Annotated in this window: 19 protein-coding genes and 1 pseudogene; 7 read left to right on the top strand and 13 right to left on the bottom strand. The window is 71.9% G+C overall.

Annotated features, from left to right (window positions below; translation table 11 throughout):
• Positions 1–11: 11 nt before the first annotated feature.
• Positions 12–848: an ABC transporter ATP-binding protein gene (locus OG446_RS30410; RefSeq protein ID WP_328897004.1), complete on the top strand. Its 837-nt coding sequence runs from the start codon at positions 12–14 to the stop codon at positions 846–848.
• A 14-nt stretch (positions 849–862) separates the two neighbouring features.
• Here the strand turns inward: OG446_RS30410 and OG446_RS30405 are convergent, their stop codons facing one another.
• The 7 genes from OG446_RS30405 to OG446_RS30380 all read right to left on the bottom strand — a co-directional run bounded on the left by OG446_RS30405 (position 863) and on the right by OG446_RS30380 (position 7,715).
• Positions 863–1,261 carry a nuclear transport factor 2 family protein gene (locus OG446_RS30405; protein WP_328897003.1) on the bottom strand — a complete coding sequence of 133 codons (399 nt, stop codon included), beginning with the start codon at positions 1,259–1,261 and terminating at the stop codon, positions 863–865.
• 207 nt (positions 1,262–1,468) lie between these two features.
• The gene (locus OG446_RS30400; RefSeq protein ID WP_328897002.1) at positions 1,469–2,671 is read right to left on the bottom strand and encodes a S8 family peptidase; all 1,203 of its coding nucleotides are present in this window, start codon (positions 2,669–2,671) and stop codon (positions 1,469–1,471) included.
• Positions 2,672–2,984: 313 nt separating this feature from the next.
• On the bottom strand, positions 2,985–4,031 hold the full coding sequence (locus tag OG446_RS30395; protein ID WP_328897001.1) for a cytochrome P450: 1,047 nt from the start codon (positions 4,029–4,031) through the stop codon (positions 2,985–2,987).
• Between the two features lie 115 nt (positions 4,032–4,146).
• On the bottom strand, positions 4,147–4,227 hold the full coding sequence (locus tag OG446_RS37245; protein ID WP_350985409.1) for a tryptorubin family RiPP precursor: 81 nt from the start codon (positions 4,225–4,227) through the stop codon (positions 4,147–4,149).
• 409 nt (positions 4,228–4,636) lie between these two features.
• A complete protein-coding gene (locus OG446_RS30390) occupies positions 4,637–5,929 on the bottom strand; it encodes an ABC transporter substrate-binding protein (protein WP_328897000.1) in 1,293 nt (430 codons plus the stop codon).
• Positions 5,929–6,768 carry a carbohydrate ABC transporter permease gene (locus OG446_RS30385; protein ID WP_328896999.1) on the bottom strand — a complete coding sequence of 280 codons (840 nt, stop codon included), beginning with the start codon at positions 6,766–6,768 and terminating at the stop codon, positions 5,929–5,931. Before OG446_RS30385 ends, OG446_RS30390 begins: the two co-directional genes overlap by 1 nt.
• On the bottom strand, positions 6,765–7,715 hold the full coding sequence (locus tag OG446_RS30380; RefSeq protein ID WP_328896998.1) for a carbohydrate ABC transporter permease: 951 nt from the start codon (positions 7,713–7,715) through the stop codon (positions 6,765–6,767). Before OG446_RS30380 ends, OG446_RS30385 begins: the two co-directional genes overlap by 4 nt.
• A gap of 126 nt (positions 7,716–7,841) precedes the next feature.
• Between OG446_RS30380 and OG446_RS30375 the strand changes: the two genes are divergently transcribed.
• A complete protein-coding gene (locus OG446_RS30375; RefSeq protein WP_328896997.1) occupies positions 7,842–8,708 on the top strand; it encodes a phosphotransferase enzyme family protein in 867 nt (288 codons plus the stop codon).
• A gap of 18 nt (positions 8,709–8,726) precedes the next feature.
• Here the strand turns inward: OG446_RS30375 and OG446_RS30370 are convergent, their stop codons facing one another.
• Together OG446_RS30370 and OG446_RS30365 are read right to left on the bottom strand one after the other, a co-directional pair.
• Complete coding sequence (locus OG446_RS30370; protein ID WP_328896996.1) at positions 8,727–9,473, bottom strand: 3'-5' exonuclease; 747 nt, start codon at positions 9,471–9,473, stop codon at positions 8,727–8,729.
• Positions 9,474–9,551: 78 nt separating this feature from the next.
• On the bottom strand, positions 9,552–10,784 hold the full coding sequence (locus OG446_RS30365; protein WP_328896995.1) for an SAV2148 family HEPN domain-containing protein: 1,233 nt from the start codon (positions 10,782–10,784) through the stop codon (positions 9,552–9,554).
• Positions 10,785–11,170: 386 nt separating this feature from the next.
• Here OG446_RS30365 and glgX point away from each other — a divergent pair, with 386 nt between their 5' ends.
• Positions 11,171–13,342: a glycogen debranching protein GlgX gene (gene glgX / locus OG446_RS30360; protein ID WP_328896994.1), complete on the top strand. Its 2,172-nt coding sequence runs from the start codon at positions 11,171–11,173 to the stop codon at positions 13,340–13,342.
• A gap of 66 nt (positions 13,343–13,408) precedes the next feature.
• Positions 13,409–15,826, top strand: coding sequence for a malto-oligosyltrehalose synthase (gene treY / locus OG446_RS30355; protein ID WP_328896993.1), 2,418 nt, complete (start codon positions 13,409–13,411; stop codon positions 15,824–15,826).
• Here treY and OG446_RS30350 read toward each other — a convergent pair.
• Complete coding sequence (locus OG446_RS30350) at positions 15,774–16,781, bottom strand: cytochrome P450 (RefSeq protein ID WP_328896992.1); 1,008 nt, start codon at positions 16,779–16,781, stop codon at positions 15,774–15,776. The genes treY and OG446_RS30350 overlap by 53 nt on opposite strands.
• A gap of 111 nt (positions 16,782–16,892) precedes the next feature.
• Complete coding sequence (locus tag OG446_RS30345; RefSeq protein WP_443050241.1) at positions 16,893–17,153, bottom strand: hypothetical protein; 261 nt, start codon at positions 17,151–17,153, stop codon at positions 16,893–16,895.
• On the opposite strand from OG446_RS30345, the pseudogene OG446_RS30340 reads away from it, so the two are divergent.
• Positions 17,108–17,479, top strand: a pseudogene (locus OG446_RS30340) (dihydrolipoyl dehydrogenase); the annotation flags it as partial. The gene OG446_RS30345 and the pseudogene OG446_RS30340 sit on opposite strands and share 46 nt — an antisense overlap.
• A gap of 10 nt (positions 17,480–17,489) precedes the next feature.
• Here OG446_RS30340 and OG446_RS30335 read toward each other — a convergent pair.
• Complete coding sequence (locus OG446_RS30335; protein ID WP_328896991.1) at positions 17,490–18,056, bottom strand: DUF1707 and FHA domain-containing protein; 567 nt, start codon at positions 18,054–18,056, stop codon at positions 17,490–17,492.
• Positions 18,057–18,230: 174 nt separating this feature from the next.
• Between OG446_RS30335 and OG446_RS30330 the strand changes: the two genes are divergently transcribed.
• Together OG446_RS30330 and treZ are read left to right on the top strand one after the other, a co-directional pair.
• The gene (locus OG446_RS30330; RefSeq protein WP_328896990.1) at positions 18,231–19,187 is read left to right on the top strand and encodes a GNAT family N-acetyltransferase; all 957 of its coding nucleotides are present in this window, start codon (positions 18,231–18,233) and stop codon (positions 19,185–19,187) included.
• A 210-nt stretch (positions 19,188–19,397) separates the two neighbouring features.
• Positions 19,398–21,158: a malto-oligosyltrehalose trehalohydrolase gene (treZ, locus tag OG446_RS30325; RefSeq protein ID WP_328896989.1), complete on the top strand. Its 1,761-nt coding sequence runs from the start codon at positions 19,398–19,400 to the stop codon at positions 21,156–21,158.
• Positions 21,159–21,168: 10 nt separating this feature from the next.
• Here the strand turns inward: treZ and OG446_RS30320 are convergent, their stop codons facing one another.
• The gene (locus OG446_RS30320) at positions 21,169–22,299 is read right to left on the bottom strand and encodes an aminopeptidase P family protein (protein WP_328896988.1); all 1,131 of its coding nucleotides are present in this window, start codon (positions 22,297–22,299) and stop codon (positions 21,169–21,171) included.
• Between the last annotated feature and the right edge of the window lie 30 nt (positions 22,300–22,329).

The following is a 22,329-nucleotide window of genomic DNA, read 5'->3' as shown; positions in this document are numbered from 1 at the left end:
AGTACCCGCACATGACCATGACCGCCGCCGGCGGCCGCCCCTCCCCGACTGCCGGAGTGCCGGTGATCCGGGCCGACCGCGTCTCGCTCGTGCGCGACGGGAACGTCCTGCTGGACTCGGTCTCGCTGACCGTGCGCGGCGGGGAGCACTGGGCCCTGCTCGGTGCCAACGGTGCGGGCAAGAGCACCCTGCTCAAACTGCTCGGCGCGGTCTCCCACCCGACCCGGGGCACGGTGGAGGTGCTGGGGCGCACGCTCGGCCGGGTGGATCTGCGGGAGCTGCGCACCCTGCTGGGTCATGTCGATCCGCGTCATCCGCTGCGGTCTCCGCTGACCGTGAGCCAGGTGGTGCTGACCGGGCTGACCAACTCGGTCGAGCCGCTGCCGCGCTGGGCGCCCGGGGCGGAGCAGCGGGAGCGGGCCGAGCGGCTGCTGAGGATGCTGGGGATGGGCGGCAAAACGAACTCGCGCTGGCCGGCCCTCTCGCAGGGTGAGCGCGGCCGTACGCTCATCGCACGTGCGCTGATGCCGCAGCCCCGGCTGCTGCTGCTCGACGAGCCGGCCACCGGGCTGGACCTGGCCGCCCGGGAGCAGTTGCTGGACAGTCTGGACGCGTTGCGCGAGGAGCATCCGGAGCTGGCGACGGTGCTGGTCACGCACCATCTGGAGGAGTTGCCGGCCTCCACGACGCACGCGATGCTGCTGCGCGGCGGGCGCTGTACGGCCTCGGGGTCCGCCGACGAGGTACTGACCACGGACCTGGTCAGTGACTGCTTCGGTCATCCGGTGCGGATCGCCCGCTCGGACGGGCGGTGGACGGCGCGGGCGCAGCGGCCGGCCCGTGGCTGACCCCGGTCAGGAGGTCAGCCGCCGGACTCCCGCTCATCGGTGTCCGCCGCGATGTCGAAGGGGGTGGCCTGGTGGTAGTAGAGGAGCCAGCCCGCCTCGGTGAGCCGCCACAACGAACTGCGGTGGGCCCGTTTCCCCTTGGCCTCGGTGTCGAAGGTGACGTGGACGAGCTCGTCGGCGAGCTGGACGCCGCGCATCCGTGAGGCGGTGAGCTGTCCGGGCCGCGGTGCCTCGTCCGAGATCAGCGAGGTGATGACCATCGCGCGGTCCCAGTGGCGGCCGGTCGTGTCGACCTCGTGGAAGTCGGGGTGCAGGACCTGGACGAGGAGTTCGGTGGAGGCCCGGACCATCGGGTCCATGAGGCGGAGTTCGCCCTCGACCGCCGCGGCCACTCCGGGGGTCGGCTCGCTCATGCGCGGCGTCCGGGGGTGGCTGCCGGTCCGGTGGGCAGCGCGTGGGGCCAGGCCGCGACGGGCCTCCGGTGGCCGCTCCGGCTCGTCCCGGGTGACGGCACCGCGTACATCATCATGGGCACACCATAGGACGATCTGCCCGAGCCGTACGGCCGCCGCGCCCCGTGGGGGTGAGCGCGGCGGCCGTAGGTCAGCGGGTGACCGTGCCTACTCGACGATCTTCAGCAGCTTGTTCGCCGTGCCCTCGGTGGCGTTGCTGATGGCGTCGGGAGTGGCTCCGTCGGTGAGCGCCGTGGCGACCTCCGCCGGGGTGGCGTCCGGGTGCCCTGCCAGGTAGACGGCGGCGGCGCCGACGACATGCGGGGTCGCCATGGACGTACCGGAGATGGTGTTGGACCCGTCGTCGCTGTCGTTCCACGACGAGGTGATGTCCGAGCCCGGGGCGTAGATGTCCACGACCGAGCCGTAGTTGGAGAACGACGACTGCTCGTCGTCCACCGTGGAGGAGGCGACCGTGATCGCCTCCGGGACGCGGGAGGGGGAGCCCTCGCCGGCGTCGCTCGACTCGTTCCCGGCGGCCACCGCGAAGGTGACTCCGGAGGCGATGGCCTTCTGAACGGCCGCGTCGAGCGCCTCGTCCGCGCCGCCGCCGAGGCTCATGTTGGCGACGGACGGGCCCTGGTGGTTCTCGGTCACCCAGTCGATGCCGGCGACGACCTGCTCGGTGGTGCCCGAGCCGGAGTCGTCGAGGACACGGACGGCGACGATCTTGGCCTTCTTGGCGACGCCGTACGTCGCCCCGGCTATGGTGCCGGCCACGTGGGTGCCGTGGCCGTTGCCGTCGTCGGCGCTGTCGTCGTTGTCCACGGCGTCGAAGCCCGAGCTCGCCCGGCCCTCGAACTCCTGGTGCGTGGTGCGGACCCCGGTGTCGATGACGTACGCGGTCACACCGTCGCCCGCGCTGTCCGGGTAGGTGTACGCGTTGTCCCCGGCGGTCTCCGCCTGGTCGATGCGGTCCAGGCCCCAGGACGGCGGGTTGTCCTGGGTGGCGTTGACGTGGAACTTCTTGTTCTGGACGACCTTGGAGACGGCCGGGTCGGCGGCCAGGCGCTTGGCCTCGGTCTCCGAAAGCCCGCTGGCGGAGAAGCCGTTGATGGCGGAGCTGTAGTTGCGCTTCAGCTTGCCGCCGTACTCCTCGGCGAGCTTCGCCTTGTCGGCCTTCTGGTCCAGCATCACGATGTAGCTGCCGGAGACGGCGGTCGCCGCGTCGGCACCGTAGATCTTGCCCGTCGCGGGAGCGGGTGCCGCTCCGGCGAACGGGCTTGCCATCAGGGTGACTCCGGCGGCGGCGGCCACCGCGGTGATGGAGGCGGTCAGCTTGAACCGGCGTGCACGCTTGTGAATTGCCATGAAGAGGGATCTCCTCGTCATTCTTTGTGGGGGGATTGGCCCTCGGCCGGAAGATCTCCGGGGGTTGATTCGAAACCCTTACCGATTGACGCGCGCAGATCAAGACCCACTCCGTGCCCCAGCCGTCCGGAGCACGGTTTCGTCACAGGAAGTCGACCACCCGCACTCAACTCCGTCACAATCACTGCCCGTTACCAACCGCGCACCACCGGCTGCTCATCACGGCCACGCTCCTGCCGCGCTCGCGTTCCCGGCGACAGCACTTCGCCCCGTTCAGGACGCTTCGTCATGAACGGGGCGAGCAGGGGCCGCTTCAGCGTCGGACGATCCGCACACCCGTCACACCCATCAGCCCGGCGAGGGGGACGTCGGAGGCCGTCTGCGCGGGGTCCACCGTCAGACCGCCGCCGCGCACCATGTCGAGCAGCATCTCGGCGAGAGGCATCACCATGTGCCGCCCCCAGCAACGCTCGGACTCATGGCCGAAGGGCAGGTAGCCGGGCTGGTCGTCCGGGTCGAGGCTGTCCCAGCGCTCCGGCCGGAACACACCGGGCTCCTCCCAGAGCGCGGGGTCCCGGTGGCTCAGCAGCGGCAGGAGCAGGACGTCGTCGCCGTCGCCGATCCGGGGATCGAGTGCGGGGTACTCCGGGGACGCCCTGCGCAGGATGTTCCAGGAGGGCGGCAGCAGCCGCATGGCCTCGTAGAGGATGTTCCGGTTCGAGGCCGCGTCGTCGAACGGGGCGCCCAGCCAGAGCGCGTTGGCCACGAGGGTCGAGACGGTGAAGCAGACCGGGGCCGCGGCCCTGCGGTACAGGCCCATGGCGTAACGGCGGTCTCCGTACCCCTCGGCCTCGGCGGTGAGTCCCGCTATGGCGGAGACGGCGGCGCCGGGGCGCAGCCTGCCAGGCAGAGCGGCTCCGGCGACGATGACCGACCAGGTGAGTTTGGGCGTCAGCTCCAGGACGCGATCCATGAGGACCCGCAACCGGTAGGGGTCGTCGCCGAGCAGGAGGTCACGCAAGTACACGTGGCCCACGTGCGGCCATTCACCGCGGAGGTCGGCGTCCTCGGGCACGGGCTTCTTCAGGGCCGTCCGCACGTCGCGGCCGATCGCCTGCATGACGGTGGCGGCCTCGGCCCGGGGAATGGACCGCCCGTGAAGAGGTTTGAAGGTGGGGCGCTCGTCCTCGGTGGCCGGCCTGGCGGCGAGGATGCTGTCGGTCAGGGACGCTCCGGCCACGCCGACGGTGCCGGGGTCCAACCTGAATGCCTCCTCACCCCGATGATCCGTCAGGAGCGCCTGGAGTCTCGGCGCGAAGACGACGTCCCGGGCGCGGCTGCCGGTACCGGATATCTGCATCGTGGTCTCCAAGAAGCGAGAGGCGCCCGCGCCCGGCGCGCCGGTGAGGCCACGCCGGGACACGAGCCCTGACCGAGGGGCCGGGCCCCTCGGTCAACTGGACTCACAGGCCGGTCTAGTACCAGTGGTACCAGGCGTACGCCTTCAGGCTCTTCTCCGGCGTCATCTTGTCCTTCAGCAGAAAAAGGAACTTCATCACAGCACCTCCATTTTGCTCTGGATTTACTTTCCTTGGACAGGATTTGGCAGTACTCGCGGTTTGATTCCGTCCGGACGGATAACCCTTACCGCTGACTGCCGACAGGAGTGAAGCCCAGGGCAATTGACGTTGTCAATGAATTCCTTTTCGGCCAAAAGCGTCCACACGTTCAGTTTTGACCCACTCGCAACAGCCCATAGGAAACGGCACGTTCCCCCTGCCCTTACCCGTATGCGCATGTCGGAGCAAGGGCGTGAAGACGCAAATTCAAGCCTCGACGTGTCTGAATCGCCGCCGTTCAGGAATGCCTTGCCTCGGCTGCGGGCAGACGACCGGCGGTCGGCCCGCCCGGCGTGCGACGCAAGAAAGAGACGTACCGGTCGGTAATTGAGTGCTCTGCCCGGTGTCAGCGCTGATATCGCGCCAGGACCCGGTTCCCGTCCTCCACCAGACGCTCCCTCAGTTCGTCCGCCCCGATCGCCCCGCTGTAGTACTCCTGGAGGGCGGGTGTGGCGACCTTGTCCTTCCACTCGGGATAGCCGCGCACCGACTGCGCCGGCGCCGGGCGCAGCGCGGTCGCGAGGGCGGCGCCGGTCGCCCAGCCCAGGTCGGCGGTGTGCAGCGAGGGGTCGGCCAGCGCGGCCGTTCCGGTTGGCAGCATCCAGTCCCCCTTGGCCAGGCGCACCATGTTCGCCGGCCGCAGCAGGAAGTCGATGAACTCCACGGCCTCCTTCTTGTGCGGGCTGTCCTCGGCGACGGACAGGGTCTGCGGGCTCACTCCCTGGGCCAGGCCCTCGCTGCCGGCCGGAGCGGGCAGCACGGTCCACTCGAAGCCCTTCGGGGCCTGTTCGACCACCTGCTGGCGGTAGGAGAACCCGAGCGGCACCATGGCGTACTTCCCGCCGAAGAGGCCGGGCAGCGTGTCGCCACCGCCCATGCCGAGCGCCGTGCGGGCGGCGCTGTGGTCGGTGTTGACCTGGTCGTGGATGGTGCCCGGGACGACCTGGTCGCCCTCGCCCGACTCGACCGTCACCTTTCCGTCGGCGCCGCGGTGGAAGAGCCGGCCGCCCGCCGAGAGGCCCAGATTGAGTGTGACGGAGACCGGCTCCTTGAGGGGCCAGGCGACCCCGTAACGGCCTTCGCCCGTCAGCTCCTTGGTGACCTGGCGGAACTCCGGCCAGCTCCAGGGCTTCTCGGGGGTCGGGATGCGGACACCGGACTCCCTGAGGATCCTGGTGTTGGCGATCAGGACCCGCGGTTCCTGGAGGAACGGGACCCCGTAGACGCCGCCGTCGAAGGTGGCGGTCTGCCAGCTCTGCGCGGGGATGTCGTCGGTGAGCCGGTCCGGGAGGAGCGTGCGGAGATCGGCGAGGTAGCCGCCGTACGCGAAGTCCGCGAGGTCGTCGGACGCGTCGTGGATGACGTCGGGGGCCTCGTCCCCCTCGAAGGAGGTCAGGAGCTGGTCGTGGACGCTGTCCCAGCTGCCCTGGACGTACTGGACCTCGACGTCGGGATGGCTCGCGTTCCACTCCTTCACCAGTTGCCTGTTGATGTCCACGGACTCCTTCTGCCAGGCGAGCGACTGGAAGCGGATCCGGATCCTCCCGTCCGCCCCGTCGTCGCCGTCCCCGGCGCATCCGGTGAGCAGCAGGGCGAGCGCGGTGGCCGCAGCCGCTGCCGTACGTGCCACTGCGCGCATCAGCTCTTCACCGCCCCTGCGAGCATGCCGCCCGTGATCCGCCGCTGGATGACGGCGAAGAGGACGAGTGAGGGGAGGGTGGCGAGGAACGCGGCGGCGGCGAGCGGTCCGAGGTCGCTGGCGCCCTCCGCGCCGAGGAAGTGGGTCAGTACGACCGGCAAGGTCTGCTTCTCCGGTGTCTTGAGCAGGACGAGCGCGAAGAAGAACTCGTTCCATGCGGTGATGAAGGCGAAGAGCGCGGTGGCGACGATCCCGGGAGCCAGCAGGGGTGCGGTGACCGAGACCAGGGTCCGCAGCCGGCCGGCCCCGTCGACCGCCGCCGCCTCCTCCAGTTCGGGCGGTACGGCCCGTACGTAGCCGACCAGCATCCACAGCGCGAACGGCAGGGCCCAGACGACGTACACCATGATCAGCCCCCACAGGGTGTTGATCAGATGCAGGTTCTTGAGGACCAGGAAGAGCGGAATGATCAGCAGGACGAAGGGGAAAGCCTGGCTGATCACGACCCAGCCGGTGGCGGCGGTGGAGAGCCGTGTGCGGTGACGGGCCATCACATAGGCCATCGGCGTCGCGATGACGACGGCGATGACGCCCGCGCTGAGCGCGGCGACGAGCGAGTTCGCGGCGGCCCGGAGCAGCGGCTGCTCGTCGAAGGCCTGCCGGAAGTTGTCCAGCGTCGGGTTCTCGGGGATCCAGGTCGGGTGCAGGGAGCCGAGTTCGGGTGCGGGTTTGAAGGCGGTCGAGATCAGCCACAGGAACGGGAAGGCCAGGAAGACCAGATAGCAGAGCAGTGCGAGGTACTGTCCGGCGCGCGCCGGCCGGCTGGTACGCAGACTCATCGGTCCTCGCCTCCCCTGAGCCGTCCGGCGAGGTACACGGCGAGGATCACGGAGATCACCGCGACCATCACACAGCCCATCGCGGCGGCGTAGCCGAACTGTCCGTACCGGAATGCCTCTTCGTACGCGAAGAGCATCGGCAGCCGGGTACGGCCGCCGGGGCCGCCGTTGGTCAGTACGTAGACCAGGGCGAAGGCGTTGAAGTTCCAGATGAAGTTGAGCGCGGTGATGGAGAGCGCGACGGGTCTGAGCGCGGGCCAGGTGACGGTGCGGAACCGGCGCCAGGCACCCGCGCCGTCCAGGGCGGCGGCCTCGTGGAGTTCGTGCGGGGTGTTCTGCAGTCCGGCCAGCAGGGCGACCGTGGTCTGCGGCATGCCGGCCCAGACACCGACGAGGATCACCGCGGGCAGCGCGGTGGCGAGACCGGTCAGCCAGTCCCGGCCGTCGCCGAGTCCCAGGTCGCGGATGGTCTCGTTGAGGATGCCGGCGTCCGGGTTGTAGACGAGGCGCCACATGATGCCGACGACGACCTCGGGCATCGCCCACGGGATGATCGCCAGGGCCCGGGCCAGCCAGCGCATCCGCAGGTTCTCGTTGAGCAGCAGGGCGAGACCCAGGGCGAGCACGAACTGCGGGACGGTGACGCCGACCGCCCAGACCAGGCCGATCCGGAACGACTCCCAGAACAGCCCGTCGTGGAGCAGGTCCTGGAAGTTCAGTACGCCGACCCACTGGGTGGACCGGGTGCGGCCGGACTGGGCGTCCGTGAAGGCCAGCGCGATGCCGTAGAGCAGGGGACCGACGCTGAGGATCAGGATGGGGATCAGGGCGGGCAGCACCAGGAACCAGGTTCCGGCGTTCCGGTTGGTCCGTCCGGACCGCTTGTCGCCCGGGCCGCCCGGCGGACCATGCCGTCCGGACTGTACGGTTGCGTTCGCCAATGTCATGGATACGACCCCCTTGCGTCATTCGACCGGCTTTATACCGTTCTGGCCGCTCAGGTGGCCTCCGCCATCGTGCTGACGGGCCGTCGGTTCGTCAAGGCAACCTGCACGGATGCGAAAATCGGATCCATGAACGAGATGCGAGCGCGCGAGGTACTGACCGCCGCCGGACTGCCCGGTGACGCGGAGCTGATCGCGCTGGGCGAGAACGCGGTGTTCGCCGTGGGCGACCTGGTCGTCAAGATCGGCCGGGACGCCGTGCGGAGCCCGGAACTGCGGGACCGGGCCGAGCGCGAGGTGGCCGTGGCGCGGTGGCTCGCCGCGTCCGGCGTCCCCGCTGTCCGGGCGGCCGAGCCGGAGGCGCGGCTGGTCGAGGGCCACCCGGTGACGCTGTGGCACCGGCTGCCGGACGCGGTGCGGCCCGCCGAGCCGCGCGATCTGGCGCCGTTGCTGCGCGCGGTGCACGCCCTGCCGGACCCTGCGGGCCTCGGCCTGCCCCGCCGGGAACTGCTGGGCGGCGTCGAGCGCTGGCTGAGCCTGGCGGGCGAGGCGATCGACCCGGCCGACGCCGCGTATCTGCGCGAGCGCCGCGACGGCTTCGCGGCGGCGGCCGCCGGCCTGGTCCCGCAGCTGCCCCCGGGCCCCATCCACGGTGACGCGCTCGCACGCAACGTCCATGTCGGTCCTGACGGGCCGGTCCTGGTGGACCTGGAGACCTTCTCCGCGGATCTGCGCGAGCACGACCTGGTGGTGCTCGCCCTGTCCCGCGACCGGTACGGCCTGGAGGCCGAGGCCTATGACGCGTTCACTTCGGCGTACGGGTGGGACGTGCGGGAGTGGGACGGCTGCGCGGTACTGCGCGGGGCACGGGAGACGGCCAGCTGCGCATGGGTGGCGCAGCACGCCCCGGCCAATCCGAAGGCACTCGCCGAGTTCCGCCGCCGGGTCGCGTCCCTGCGGGACGGTGACACGTCGGTGCGGTGGTACCCGTTCTGAGGGCTTGGCCCTTGGCCCTCAAACGCCGGACGGGCTCGATTTCGCTCCTTGCACCGGCTCCCGGACCGGCCAGCGGCCGTCGATGACCGCGTCCGCCGTCCCCTTGCGGCGCAGGAACTGCTGGAAGTCGGCCGCCCACTCCTCGTACCAGACGATCTGGCGCTCGTGCAGCTCCTGCGCCGACAGCGCGGCCACCGAGCCGTGCCGTGCGGCTATCGCGTACGCCACGCGCACCGCCGCCAGCGCGTCCGCCGCCGCGTCGTGCGCTCCCTGGTGGACCACGCCGTACTCGACGCAGACCGCTTCGAGATTGCGCTTGCCCTTGCGGTAACGGTCGACGGACCGGTCGATCGTGTACGGGTCGATCACCGGTCCGATCCCCGCGCCGTCGAGCCGGTCGCTGAGCGAGGGCAGCCCGTGGCGGTGGAGCTCGGCCGTCAGCAACGTCAGGTCGAAGGCCGCGTTGTACGCGACGACCGGGACGCCCTCGCGCCAGTACCCGGTCAGGGTGTCGGCGATCTCGTCGGCCACCTCGCGCACCGGCCGGCCCTCCGCCGCCGCCCGCTCACTGCTGATGCCGTGGATCGCCGAGGCCTGTGCGGGGATCCTGATCCCCGGATCGGCCAGCCAGGTGTGCCGGCTCACCGGCTCCCCCTCCCGGCCGTCGACACGGATGACCGCGGCCGTCACGATCCGGGCCTCCAGCGGTTCCGTACCCGTCGTCTCCAGGTCGAAGCCGACCAGCGCATGCCGGTGCCAGCTCATCCCGTACCTCCTTCGTGGTGCTCCCCCAGATGACGACCACCCTCGCACGGGGCACTGACAACGAGGAGGGACGGTCCCTCAGGAGACCGGCCGGGAGTCCGTCCACACGGACTCGAACTCCTCGCGGTACGTCTCGAACAGCCCGTGCTCGCTGTCCTGGCCGGCCCGGACGACCGCCCGTCCGCCGCCCCGCAGCACCAGCACGGGCGCCTCCATGCCGCGCGCCCGGCGCAGATACGTCTGGACGACGCCCACGGCGTTGGCGCCGTCGCCGTCCACCAGGTAGGCGGTGAAGCGCGGCGTCTCGTCGAAGACATGGATCTCGAAGGCACCGGGGTCGCGCAGCTTCGAGCGGACCCGGCGCATGTGAAGGATGTTCATCTCCACCGACCGGCTCAGCTCGCCCTTCTTGAGGCCGAGCTCCCGCTCCCGGCGCTTGACCGCGCTGCTGGCCGGGTTGATGAAGAGCAGCCGGACCCGGCAGCCCGACTCGGCGAGCCGGATCAGCCGGCGCCCGGAGAAGTTCTGCACCAGCAGGTTGAGCCCTATGCCGATCGCGTCCAGCCGGCGCGCCCCGCCGAAGAGGTCCTCGGCGGGCAGCTGGCGCTGGAGCCGCACCCGGTCGGGGTGGACGGAGACCACGTCCGCGTACCGGTCGCCGACGAGCTCCTCCACGGCGTCCACCGGAAGCCGGTCGGCGGACGGGACGGCCGCGCCGCTGCCGAGGATCTCCAGCAGCCGGGCGGAGGCCCGCTCCGCCTGGGCCAGCACCGCCTCGTTGAGGGCGCGGTTGCGGGAGACCACGTTGCGGGCGACCTCCAGCTCGTCCAGCGCCAGCTCGACGTCCCGTCGGTCGTCGAAGTAGGGCTCGAAGCAGGGCCAGTGCTGGACCATCAGCTCACGCAGCTGCGGCAGCGTGAGGAAGCTCAGGACGTTGTCGTCGGCCGGGTCGAGCAGATAGCCCTTGCGCCGGGAGACCTCGCGTACGGCGACGGCACGCTGTACCCACTCCTGCCCGGCGGGTCCCGCCGCGGCCACCACCCAGTCCTCCCCGTGGACCGGTTCGTAGATCGGCCGGAGCACCGCGGCGACCACGGCACGCAGCCGCTGTTCGACGAGATTCAGCCAGATGTAGGCGCGCCCGGCCCGCTGGGCGCGCGTGCGCACCTCGCTCCAGGCGTCCGCGCCCCAGTCCAGTTCCGCACCGATCTCCAGAGGCTGCGCCAGCGAGACCGCCCCGGGCGGGACGTCGGCCGGATCCCCCTCGTGACCCGTGTCACCTGGGGGCAGCTCGAACCCTCCCGAGCTCACCCGCGCACCGCCTTCCACTCCCCCACCAACGATCAAGGAAGGGTACTCCGCGAGCGGGAGCCGGTGCAGCCGGATGCACAGGCTCCTTTCCCAACTCCCCTACGGCACACGCATGTTCCTCGCGACGAGATCTGCCGGAGTGAGCGGATTCATAGTGATTAAACACCCCACCTCAAGCCGCATTCCGGACAACCTCCCGGGCGAGGTGCCGGATTCCGGTTCCGGGCGACGCGAAGGGGCCCGATGTTGACCGGACCGGGCGGCGTCCGCGACGCCGCCCCCGTTAACCGGCCGGTCCTAGGTAAGGGCCGCTCTTTCGGGGAAGATCTGCCCCAGGGGGCCCGCAATCCCCAGGCAACCGCATCAGAAGGGGAAGAGTCGAATCCATGCAGGTCTGGCCGGGACAGGCGTACCCCCTCGGTGCCACGTACGACGGCGCCGGGACCAACTTCGCGGTCTTCTCGGAGGCCGCCCACCGAATCGAGTTGTGCCTGCTGCACGACGACGGCTCCGAGACGGCGGTGGAGCTGAGGGAGACCGACGCCTTCGTCCGCCATGCCTATCTCCCCGGGGTGATGCCCGGCCAGCGGTACGGGTTCAGGGTCCACGGGCCGTACGAACCCCAGCGCGGCGCCCGCTGCAACTCCGCCAAGCTGCTCCTGGATCCGTACGCACGGGCGGTCGCCGGGCAGATCCAGTGGGGCGAGGCGGTGTACGGCTATCCGTTCGGCCGGCCCGACGCGCGCAACGACCTCGACTCGGCGCCCCACACGATGTCCTCGGTGGTGGTCAACCCGTACTTCGACTGGGGCGACGACCGGCGGCCCCGTACGGACTATCACCGCACGGTCATCTACGAGGCCCATGTGAAGGGCCTGACGATGCTCCATCCGGGGCTGCCGAAGGAGCTGCGCGGTACGTACGCCGGGCTGGCCCATCCGGAGGTCATCGCGCATCTGACGGAGCTCGGCGTCACGGCCATCGAATTAATGCCGGTGCACCAGTTCGTCCAGGACCACCGGCTGGCGGACGCGGGGCTCGCCAACTACTGGGGCTACAACACCATCGGTTTCTTCGCCCCGCACAACGCCTACGCCTCCTGGGGCGACCGGGGCGAGCAGGTCCTGGAGTTCAAGCAGGCGGTGCGCGCCCTGCACCAGGCCGGCATCGAGGTGATCCTCGACGTGGTCTACAACCACACGGCGGAGGGCAACCACCTGGGGCCGACGCTCTCCTTCCGGGGACTGGACAACGCCTCGTACTACCGGCTCGCCGACGACCAGCGCTACTACATGGACACCACGGGGACCGGGAACTCCCTGCTGATGCGCTCCCCGCACGTGCTCCAGCTGATCATGGACTCGCTGCGCTACTGGGTGACCGAGATGCACGTGGACGGTTTCCGCTTCGATCTGGCGGCCACGCTGGCCCGTCAGTTCCACGAGGTGGACCGGCTGTCGTCGTTCTTCGACCTGGTGCAGCAGGACCCGGTGGTCAGCCAGGTGAAGCTGATCGCCGAGCCGTGGGACGTGGGCGAGGGCGGCTACCAGGTGGGGAACTTCCCGCCGCTGTGGACCGAGTGGAACGGGAAGTACCGGGACACCGTGCGGGACCTGTGGCGCGGCGAGCCGCGGACGCTGGCCGAGTTCGCCGGCCGACTGACGGGCTCCTCCGACCTGTACCAGGACGACGGGCGCAGGCCGCTGGCCTCGATCAACTTCGCCACCTGCCACGACGGATTCACCCTGCACGACCTCGTCTCGTACAACGACAAGCACAACGAGGCCAACGGCGAGGGCAATCGGGACGGCGAGAGTCACAACCGGTCCTGGAACTGTGGTGTGGAGGGTGAGACCGACCGGCCCGAGGTGCTGGAGCTGCGTGAGCGTCAGATGCGCAACTTCATCGCCACGCTGATGCTGTCCCAGGGCGTGCCGATGCTGAGTCACGGCGACGAGTTCGGCCGGACGCAGCGGGGCAACAACAACGGCTACTGCCAGGACAACGAGCTGTCGTGGGTGCACTGGCCCGACCCGGGCCGCACGGCGGACAGCGACGGTGACGGCGAGGAGCGGGCCGGGCAGGACGACGGCGGCCTCGGCAGCAGTCTGCTGGAGTTCACCCGGGCGATGGTGTGGCTGCGCCGCGACCATCCCGTCTTCCGGCGCCGGCGGTTCTTCCACGGCCGTCCCGTGGAGGGGACGCACGACGAGCTCTCGGACATCGCGTGGTTCACGCCCGAGGGCCAGGAGATGACCCAGCGGGACTGGCAGGCGGCGCACGCCAAGGCGCTGACGGTCTTCCTGAACGGGCACGCCATCTCGGAGCCCGGCCCGCGCGGGGAGCGGATCTCCGACGACTCGTTCCTGCTGATGTTCAACGCGAGCGCCGAAACGCTGGAATTCGCCGTTCCGGTCAATCACGGCAGGCAGTGGCTGGCGGTGGTCGACACGGCCCGCCCGGACGGGGTGCTGACCGGGGCCGGTCCGAAGGTGGCGGCGGGCGATCGGGTGACGCTGGTGGGGCGGAGCATGGTGGTGCTGCAGCGGCCGGCATGAGACCGACCGGGCACTCGTGCGGGCCCGGATGACAGAGGCGGCCCGGATCTGGGTACGAACGTTTCCATGACGCCTTCCGCCACGTACCGGCTCCAGCTCCAGCCGGAGTTCCCGTTCTCGGCCGCCGAGGACGCCGTGCCGTATCTCGCCTCGCTCGGCGTCTCCCATCTGCACCTGTCCCCCGTGCTCGAAGCCGTGCCCGGCTCACGGCACGGCTACGACGTCGTCGACCACGGCCGGGTACGCGCCGAGCTGGGCGGCGAGGAGGGGCTGCGCCGGCTGGCCCGCACCGCCCGCGAGCACGGGCTCGGCCTCGTCCTGGACATCGTGCCGAACCACATGGCGGCCGACCCCCGCCACAACCACGCACTGCGCGAGGTCCTGCGCGAAGGGCCCGCCTCCCCGTACGCCCGCTGGTTCGACATCGACTGGGCGGCGGGCGACGGGCGGATCCTGCTGCCCGTCCTCGCCGGACGCATCGGCGAGGAGTCGGACCGGCTGCGGGTCGACGGGGACGTGCTGCGCTACGGCGAGCAGGAGTTCCCGCTGCGGGACGGCACCGCCCACCTCGATCTGCCCGAACTGCTGGACGCCCAGCACTACCGGCTCGGCTGGTGGCGGCTGGCCCGCACCGAGCTGAACTACCGGCGCTTCTTCACCATCTCGGAGCTGATCGGGGTACGGGTCGAGGACCCCGAGGTCTTCGCCGGCTCCCACGCCAAGATCCTGGAGCTGGTCCGGGACGGGGTCGTGGACGGCCTGCGGATCGACCACCCGGACGGGCTCGCCGACCCGGCCGGCTATCTGGAGCGGCTCTCCGTGGCGAGCGGCGGGGTGTGGACGGTGGTGGAGAAGATCCTCACCGGCCCCGAGCCGCTGCCCGCCGGCTGGGCCGTCGCCGGGACGACCGGGTACGACGCGCTGCACCGGATCGACGGGCTCTTCGTGGACCCGGTGGGCGCCGCCGAGCTGCTCGGCGGCTACCGCGAGTCCGCCGCCCCGGCCGGTGACCGGGGCGGCTACTGGACGGCGACGGTGCGCCGGGCCGCGTACCGGGTGGTCACTCATGAACTGGCCGCCGAGACCGAACTGCTGACCCGGATCGCCTCACGCGTCTGCGCCGAGGACCCCGCCCTGCGCGACCACGCCCCCTGGGCGCTGCACACCGCGGTGCGCGAGCTGCTGGTCCGGGTCCCGGTCTACCGCCCGTACGTGACGGCGGGCGGGCCCTGCACCGAGACGGCCGAGGCGACGCTCGACGCGGTCGCGGTGAGCGATGCCAAGGCGGCGTTCGCGGTACGGGAGGAGGCGTCGGCCGTCGACGTGGTGCGGGAGCTGGCCCTGGGCCGGCTCGGACAGGACCTCGGCGGGGGCGTGGACCGGGCGGCGTTCTGCGCGCGGTTCGCCCAGACCGCGTCCGCGCTGCGCGCCAAGGCGGTCGAGGACACGGCGTACTACCGGTACGTGCCGCTGATCTCGGCCAACGAGGTCGGCGGCGATCCGGGGCAGCCGGCGGTGGCACCGGAGGCGTTCCACGCCTTCTGCGCGCGGCTCGCCCGCGACTGGCCCGCCACCGGCACGGCGCTGACGACGCACGACACCAAGCGCAGCGCCGACGTGCGGGCGGGGATCGCGGTGCTGTCGCAGTGCCCCGGCCCCTGGACGGAGCTGGTCGCCGAACTGACGCGGACGGCCCCCGCCGCCCCCGATCCGCAGCTCGCCTGGCAGGCGTGGCAGACCGCGATCGGCTGTGTGGGGTTCCCGCCCGGGGAGCAGGCCGGGCGGCTGGAGCCGGCGCTGCTGAAGGCGGTGCGCGAGTCGGGGCTGTTCACGAGCTGGACCGAGCCCGATCCGGTGTACGAGCGGGTCGCGACGGACTTCGTCGCCGCCGGTCCGGCCGCCCGCACGGGTCCGGTGCGGGCGCTCCTGGAACGGTTCGCGGGAAAGCTGGCCCCGCATGTGCGGGCCAACACGCTGGGCGCGGCGCTGGTGCACCTGACGATGCCGGGGGTGCCGGACCTCTATCAGGGGACGGAGCGGGAGTATCTGGCGCTGGTCGACCCGGACAACCGGCGGCCGTTCCGGCAGCCGCCCGACGGAACGCCCGACGACGAGAAGGGCGAGCTCACCGGGACGGCGCTGAGGCTGCGCCGGGAGCGGCCCGAGGTGTTCGGCGAGTCGGGCACGTACGCCCCGCTGACCGCCTCCGGTCCGGCGGCGGCGCACCTGCTCGCCTTCTGCCGTTCCGGTGAGGTGGTCACCGCGGTGACCCGGCTGTCGCTGCGGCTGGCGGAGTCGGGCGGCTGGCGCGGGACGGAACTGGCGCTGCCGGACGAGGAGGTGTGGCACGACCTGCTGACGCCGGGCCGGAAGTTCTCCGGCGGCGCGGTGCCGGCCGCGGAACTGTTCGCGGAGCGCCCGGTGGCCCTGCTCAGCCGGGCAGCCCCTGGGGCCGGACGAGGAGAGAGCGCGGGCCTCGGGTGAGCAGGCCGGTGGCCGCCGGACGGAAGCCCTCGGCCCAGCGCAGGGCGGGCATCGCGTCGAGCAGGGCGCGCAGCCCCTGTTCGGCCTCCAGCCGGCCGAGCAGCACGGCGGGGCATCCCGCGGGGCCGGGTGTGCCGCGGTCCTGGTCGCGGCGGAAGGGGTCGAAGACGTCCGGTGCGGCGAACCGTTCCGGATCCCGGCCCGCCGAGCCGATCAGGCAGGCGACGGGTGCCCGAGCGGGCAGCGTGCCGCCGCTGAGGGTGACCTCGGCGACGGTGCGGCGCAGCACGATCTGGACGGGTGGGTCGCGGCGCAGCGACTCGGTCCAGGCCCGCCCGGCGAGCGCGGGTTCGATCCGCATGACGGCCATCAGGTCCGGGTCGTCCAGCAGATTGGCGAGGAACGAGGCGAGCGCCGTCTCGCGCAGCGCGGTGCGCCGGGTGCAGGGGGCGTCGGCGGGTGCGCCGGTGGGCAGCCAGCGGCAGAACTCCTCGACGAGATCGGCCTGCGGGCGGGTGGCGATGCGCCGGGCCAGCACGTAGGCGGTCCGCTCGACGCGCTCGGCCAGATGCCCGGGCACGGTGCCGGGCGCGACCGCGTAGGGGTCGCTGGGCAGGCAGCGGAAGTTCCCGTGGCAGAGGCCGAGCGGCGCCGGGCCGCCCCGGGGCGCCCCGTCGTGCGGGAAGCCCGCGAACCGCGGGTCGGTGAGGGCGGTGGCCACGTCGTCGTACCGGCTGACCAGCCAGGCGCCGAGCGGCGCGTCGAAGCAGACCGGGTACTCCTCGCGGAGCACCCGGTAGAGCCGGTACGGGTCGTGGGCCGCGCCGGGTGCGAGGAGACTGGGGCCGCCGCCGGCGCGGGCGGCACGGCGGGGCCGCGTGGACGGGCTCCGGAGGCCGCGTCGTTCGGGCGAGGGTGTCGGGGCCGGTATGTCTCCGGGCGTGTCTGCCTGCATGGCGTAGCCCCCGGGGTGTCAGGTGCGCCGGTGCGCGGCGCGCTCCCTGTCAGGGGATCACCTGAACGGTCCCGTCGCAGCCGGCGGGCGGCCGTCCGGGTGACGGGGCGGTCACCGTTCGGTCCGGGCTCCCGGGGTTCCGGGCGGCCGGCAGACGGTCAGCAGCTCGGTGAACGCGGCTCCCGCGCCGGTCGGCCCGACGCGGGAGAAGACCGCGAGTTCCCGCCGCCGGGGCGGGTCCACGGTGAGCACCGCGCGGTCCTCGCCGACCGCGCCCCGTACGACGTGCGCGGGGGCCGTCGCGAGGCCCACACCTGCCGCCGCCGTCCGTACCGCGGTCGACGTGTGCCCGGTCAGCACCGCAGACCGCATCCGTCGGGCCCTCCGAGGCGCGGGCCCGGGACGCCGGGCACGAGGTCGTGGTCAGCACGATGCCGCTGACGGCCGTCGCCAAGGGGATGGCGCACGGGCAGGGCGGTGCGGTGAAGGTCGTCGCGGAGCGCGGCGGCCGGGTGCTCGGGGTGCACCGGGTCGGGCCGCACGTCTCGGAGATGATCGCCGGGAGCCGGCTGATCGTCGGCCGGGACGCCGAACCCTTCGACGTGGCCCACCACATCCACCCGCACCCGACGTTCTCGGAGGCGGTCGGTGAGGCGTTCGTCACCCTGGCGGGCCGCGGGCCGCACCAGCAGGCGTGACCGCGTCCGGTTACGCGGGCGGCCGGAGTGCCGGCGCGGAGAGCCGGAAGGTCATCCTGCCGAAGCTCACCTGGTCCCCCTCCCGCACGGACACGGCCCCCGTGACGCGCTGCCCGTTGACGCAGGTGCCGTTGGTCGAGCCGAGGTCGCGCAGCAGCCACCGTCCGCCGTGCGCGGTGAGTTCGGCGTGCATCCGGGACACCGTCTCGTGGCTGAGGCGGAGTCCGTTGCCCGGGTCGCGGCCGATGCGCAGGGGGTGCGGGCTCGGTGCCGGGAGCAGCAGCTTGGGCAGCCGCTCGGCCCGCCAGGCCCTGCGTACCCGTTCGGGGAAGCCGGAGACCCCGCTCACGGCCCGGAACAGCTGCCGCGACCAGCGGCCGTCGCGCTCCAGGTCGGCGGTGAGCGCGTCCAGTTGCTCGGAACGGCTGGCGGTCAGGGCCAGTTCCATGCGCCGCATGAAGGTGTCGTGGGAGAGCTTGCCCTGTGCCGCGCCCTCTCTGAGCACACCGAGAACACGGTCGCGCTGGGCGTCGGACAGCCGCGCGGGATACGTGTGGGACTCGAAGGAGGACGTCACAGGGCCAATTGTCGGGCCGACCGCCCCGGGGTGTCCAGAACAACGCCGCTTTCCGCCCTCCTGACCTGCGCGGCCCCGGAGATTTCCGGGGCGCCGCGCGCCGGGCGTTGCTACTGTCGGCCGCCGTGCCGCTCCGGCGACCGCCGGGCGAGCCCGTACACCTGTGGGGGATCCGTGCTCGACGCACCACTCGGCCTGACTGTCCGTCCGATCAGCGGGCCGGAGGAACTCGGTCTCTTCTGCCGGTTGTCCTACGTCCTGGATCACGAGCTCGCGGACGATCTGGCGGCGGGGCGTCGCCGCCCGGAGTGGATGTGGGTGGCCCTGCGGGGCGACCGGGTGGTGGCGCGGATCGCCTGGTGGGGCAAGGACGGCAAGGAGCCGCTGCTCCTCGACTTCTTCGACCTGGACGACACGCTTCCCGAGCCCGAACGCGGGGAGGCGGGAATGCGGCTGCTGGAGACGGCGACGGCCGCCGTCGTCCCGGCCGGTGCCCCGCGCCCCGAGTACGGGCGCTTCGTACCGCCCGACTGGCGTGCGGACCCGGCGGCCCGCGACGTCGTGGAGGCGCGCGTCCGGGTCATGGAACGCAGCGGTGCCCGGATGCTCGTGGAGCGGCTGCGTCTGGAGTGGCGTGCGGGCACCCCCGTTCCGGCCGACGGTGGCCGGCTGCGGTTCCGTCCGGTGGCGGGGCGCGAGGATCTCCTGGCGCTGATGACGCCGGTGATGGAGGGCACGCTCGACGCCCACGGTCAGCAGGACCTGGCGTCCGGCCTGTCGGCGCGCGAGGCCGCGGAGAAGCACTACGACGAGGAGCTCGCCCACTACTCGACCCCGCAGGAGTGGTGGCGCATCGCCGAACTCCCGGACGGCGGACCGGTCGGCTTCGTGATCCCGGCCCGCAACAGCTACAACCCGATCATCGCGTACATCGGCGTCGTGCCCGCGCAGCGCGGGCACGGCTACATCGACGAACTCCTCGCCGAGGGAACCCGGGTGCTCGCCGGGCAGGACGGTGTGGAGCGCATCCGGGCGGCGACGGACGTCGGCAACGTGCCGATGGCGAAGTCCTTCGCACGCCTGGGGTACGTCAACTTCGAGCGTGCCTTCGACATGGTGTGGGACCGCTGACGGACGCACGCGCAGGGCCGCGTACGAGTCGCTGTGAGACGTGCGCCGCATGCCACAGCCACAACAGGGAGTGCGTAGGGCGGAACCGGTCAGGGCAATGATCAGAACCAGACCTTCATCGCCGGTAACGGGCTCGATCCAGTGTCACGGGGTCGAAGATCGCGCCCTCTGCCGAGCATGGGCCGGTACACGGAAACGAGGGAGCGCTGCATGTTGTTCGAGGTATGGGCACCGGACGCGGATGTGGCCGCCCTGCGGCTGTCGGGTGAGCTGCGGACCATGGAGCGCGATCCGGACCGGCCCGGCTGGTGGACCGCGGACGCGGAGGCGACCGACGGCGACCGCTACGGATTCGCCCTGGACGACGGCCCGGTGCGCCCCGACCCCCGCTCGCGCCGCCAGCCGGACGGACCGGACGGCGAGAGCGCCGTCGTCGACCACGACAGGTACGCCTGGCGCACCGACTGGGCGGGACGCGGGCTGACGGGCGCGGTCCTGTACGAGCTGCACATCGGTACGTACACCGGCGAGGGCACCTTCGACGCGGCGGCGGCCCGGCTGGGGCATCTCGCCGAGCTGGGCATCACCCATGTGTCGCTGATGCCGGTCTGCCCGTTCCCCGGGGTCCACGGGTGGGGGTACGAGGGGGTGTCGCTGTGGGCCGTGCACGAGCCGTACGGCGGCCCCGAAGGGCTGAAGCGCTTTGTCGACACGGCGCACGGGCTCGGGCTCGCGGTCGTCCTGGACGTGGTCCACAACCACCTGGGCCCGTCCGGCAACTACCTTCCCGCCTTCGGCCCGTACTTCACCGAGACGCACCACACCCCCTGGGGCGCGGCCGTCAATCTGGACGCGCCGGGCTCCGACGAGGTGCGGGCCTTCCTGCTGGGCAGCGCGCTCGCCTGGCTCCGCGACTACCGGCTGGACGGGCTCCGGCTCGACGCGGTCCACGCACTGGCCGACACCCGGGCGCTGACGTTCCTGGAGGAGCTGTCCGCCGCCACCGACGCGCTCTCGGCCGAACTGGGCCGTCCGCTCTCCCTCATCGCCGAGTCCGACCTCTGCGACCCGCGGACGACGACTCCGCGCGAGTCCGGCGGCATCGGTCTGCACGCCCAGTGGAACGACGACTTCCACCACTGTCTGCACACCGCGCTGACGGGCGAGGCCCAGGGCTACTACGCGGACTTCGCCGCCGCCCCGCTGGCCGGCCTCGCCAAGACCGTGACGAGCGCCTTCTTCCACGACGGCACGTACTCCAGCTTCCGCGGCCGTACGCACGGCCGCCCCGTCGATGTCACGCGCAGCGCCGCCCACCGCTTCGTCGGCTACGCCCAGACCCATGACCAGATCGGCAACCGGGCGCTCGGCGACCGGCTCGCCGCCTCCCTCTCCCCCGGCATGCTGGCCTGCGCGGCGGCGCTCGTGCTCACCGGGCCCTTCACCCCGATGCTGTTCATGGGCGAGGAGTGGGGCGCCCGTACGCCCTGGCAGTTCTTCACGGACCACACCGATCCGGAGCTCGCCGAGGCCGTACGCACCGGCAGACGGCGGGAGTTCGGGGCGCACGGCTGGGCCGAGGAGGACATCCCGGACCCGCAGGACCCCGCCACCCGCGACCGGTCGTGCCTGGACTGGAGCGAGCCGCGACGCGAACCGCACGCCCGCCTGCACGCCTGGTACCGCGAACTGATCGCGCTGCGCCGCTCCCTGCCCGACCTCTGCGACCCGGATCTGGCGACGGTCCGGACGGCGTACGACGACGAGGCCCGCTGGCTGGCGCTGCGCCGGGGCGACCTGCGGATCGCCGTCAACCTCGACGAGAAGCCGGCCACGATCCCGCTGGGCGGCGGCCGGCACCGCGGTGGCGGGGGCCGGGTGCTGGCCGCCTGGCTGCCCGTCGACGCGCCCGGCCCGGACGGGGCGCTGCATCTGCCGCCGGAGTCGTGCGTGGTGCTGGCCGACGACTGAGAAGGCGCTCCTACTCGACGATCGCCAGCTCGCGGGCGGTGGCGTTGAGGCGCCGGCCGCCGTCCTCGGTGACGGTCACGATGTCCTCGATCCGGACGCCGAACCGGCCCGGCAGATAGATGCCCGGCTCCACGGAGAAGCACATACCGGGAACGAGCGGCTGCTCCTCGCCCTCGATCATGTACGGCGGTTCGTGGGTGGTGACGCCGATGCCGTGTCCGGTGCGGTGGATGAAGCGCTCCCCGTAGCCGAACTCGGTGATGACAGCGCGGGCGGCCCGGTCGATCTCCTGGCAGGCGACACCGGGCCGGACGGCCTTGCAGCCCGCGTCCTGTGCTTCCCGCACGATGTCGTGGACCCGCTGCTCCTCGGCGGTGGGTTCGCCGACGTGGACCGTACGGGAGGTGTCGGAGCCGTACCCGTGCTTGAGGCCGCCGAAGTCGAGCACCACCATGTCGCCGCGCTCGATGGTGCGGTCGCCCGCCTCGTGGTGGGGGTTGGCGCCGTTGGGTCCGGAGCCGACCACGGTGAAGTCGACCTGGGAATGCCCGGACTCGGTGAGCAGCCGGGCCAGGTCGGCCGCGACGTCGGTCTCCCTGCGGCCGGAGAACCGGACCTTCAGGATCTCCTCGTACGTGGCGTCGGCAGCGGCCCCGGCGGCGGCCAGCCGGTCCAGCTCAGGGCCGTCCTTCACGGCGCGCAGCATCGGCAGCGCCTCGGTGAGGGAGGCGTACGACGTCCCGGGCAGCAGCTGCTGGAGGCCGAGCAGATGCATGGCCCAGGCGTTGTCGCTGATCCCGAACCGGCCCTGGCCGTCGAGCAGCGGCGCGGTGATGGCGTAGGGGTCCTTGCCGTCGGTCCAGTCGCGCAGGGTCAGCGCGGGCGCGCCGACGGCCTTCTCGGCGTCCGCGGCCTCCAGAGTCGGTACGACCAGGACCGGGTCCTGGCCCGCGGTGAGGACGAGGAGGGTGAGGCGCTCGGTGTCCGCCGTGGGCCGGTAGCCGGTGAGATGGACCATGTCCGGTCCGGGGGCCACCAGTACACCCGCGAGTCCGGCGGCTGCGGCACTCTCGGCGGCCCGCGTCATCCGGGCCCGGTAGTCGTCGGCGGTGAACGGTACGGGCTGCTTCGGGCTGGACATGCGGAACCTCCTGGCGACGCGGAACGGCTC

Source organism: Streptomyces sp. NBC_00236 (assembly GCF_036195045.1).
GTDB lineage: Bacteria > Actinomycetota > Actinomycetes > Streptomycetales > Streptomycetaceae > Streptomyces.
Note: the sequence above shows the minus strand (reverse complement) of the source record. Positions and strands in the feature narration are given on the sequence as shown.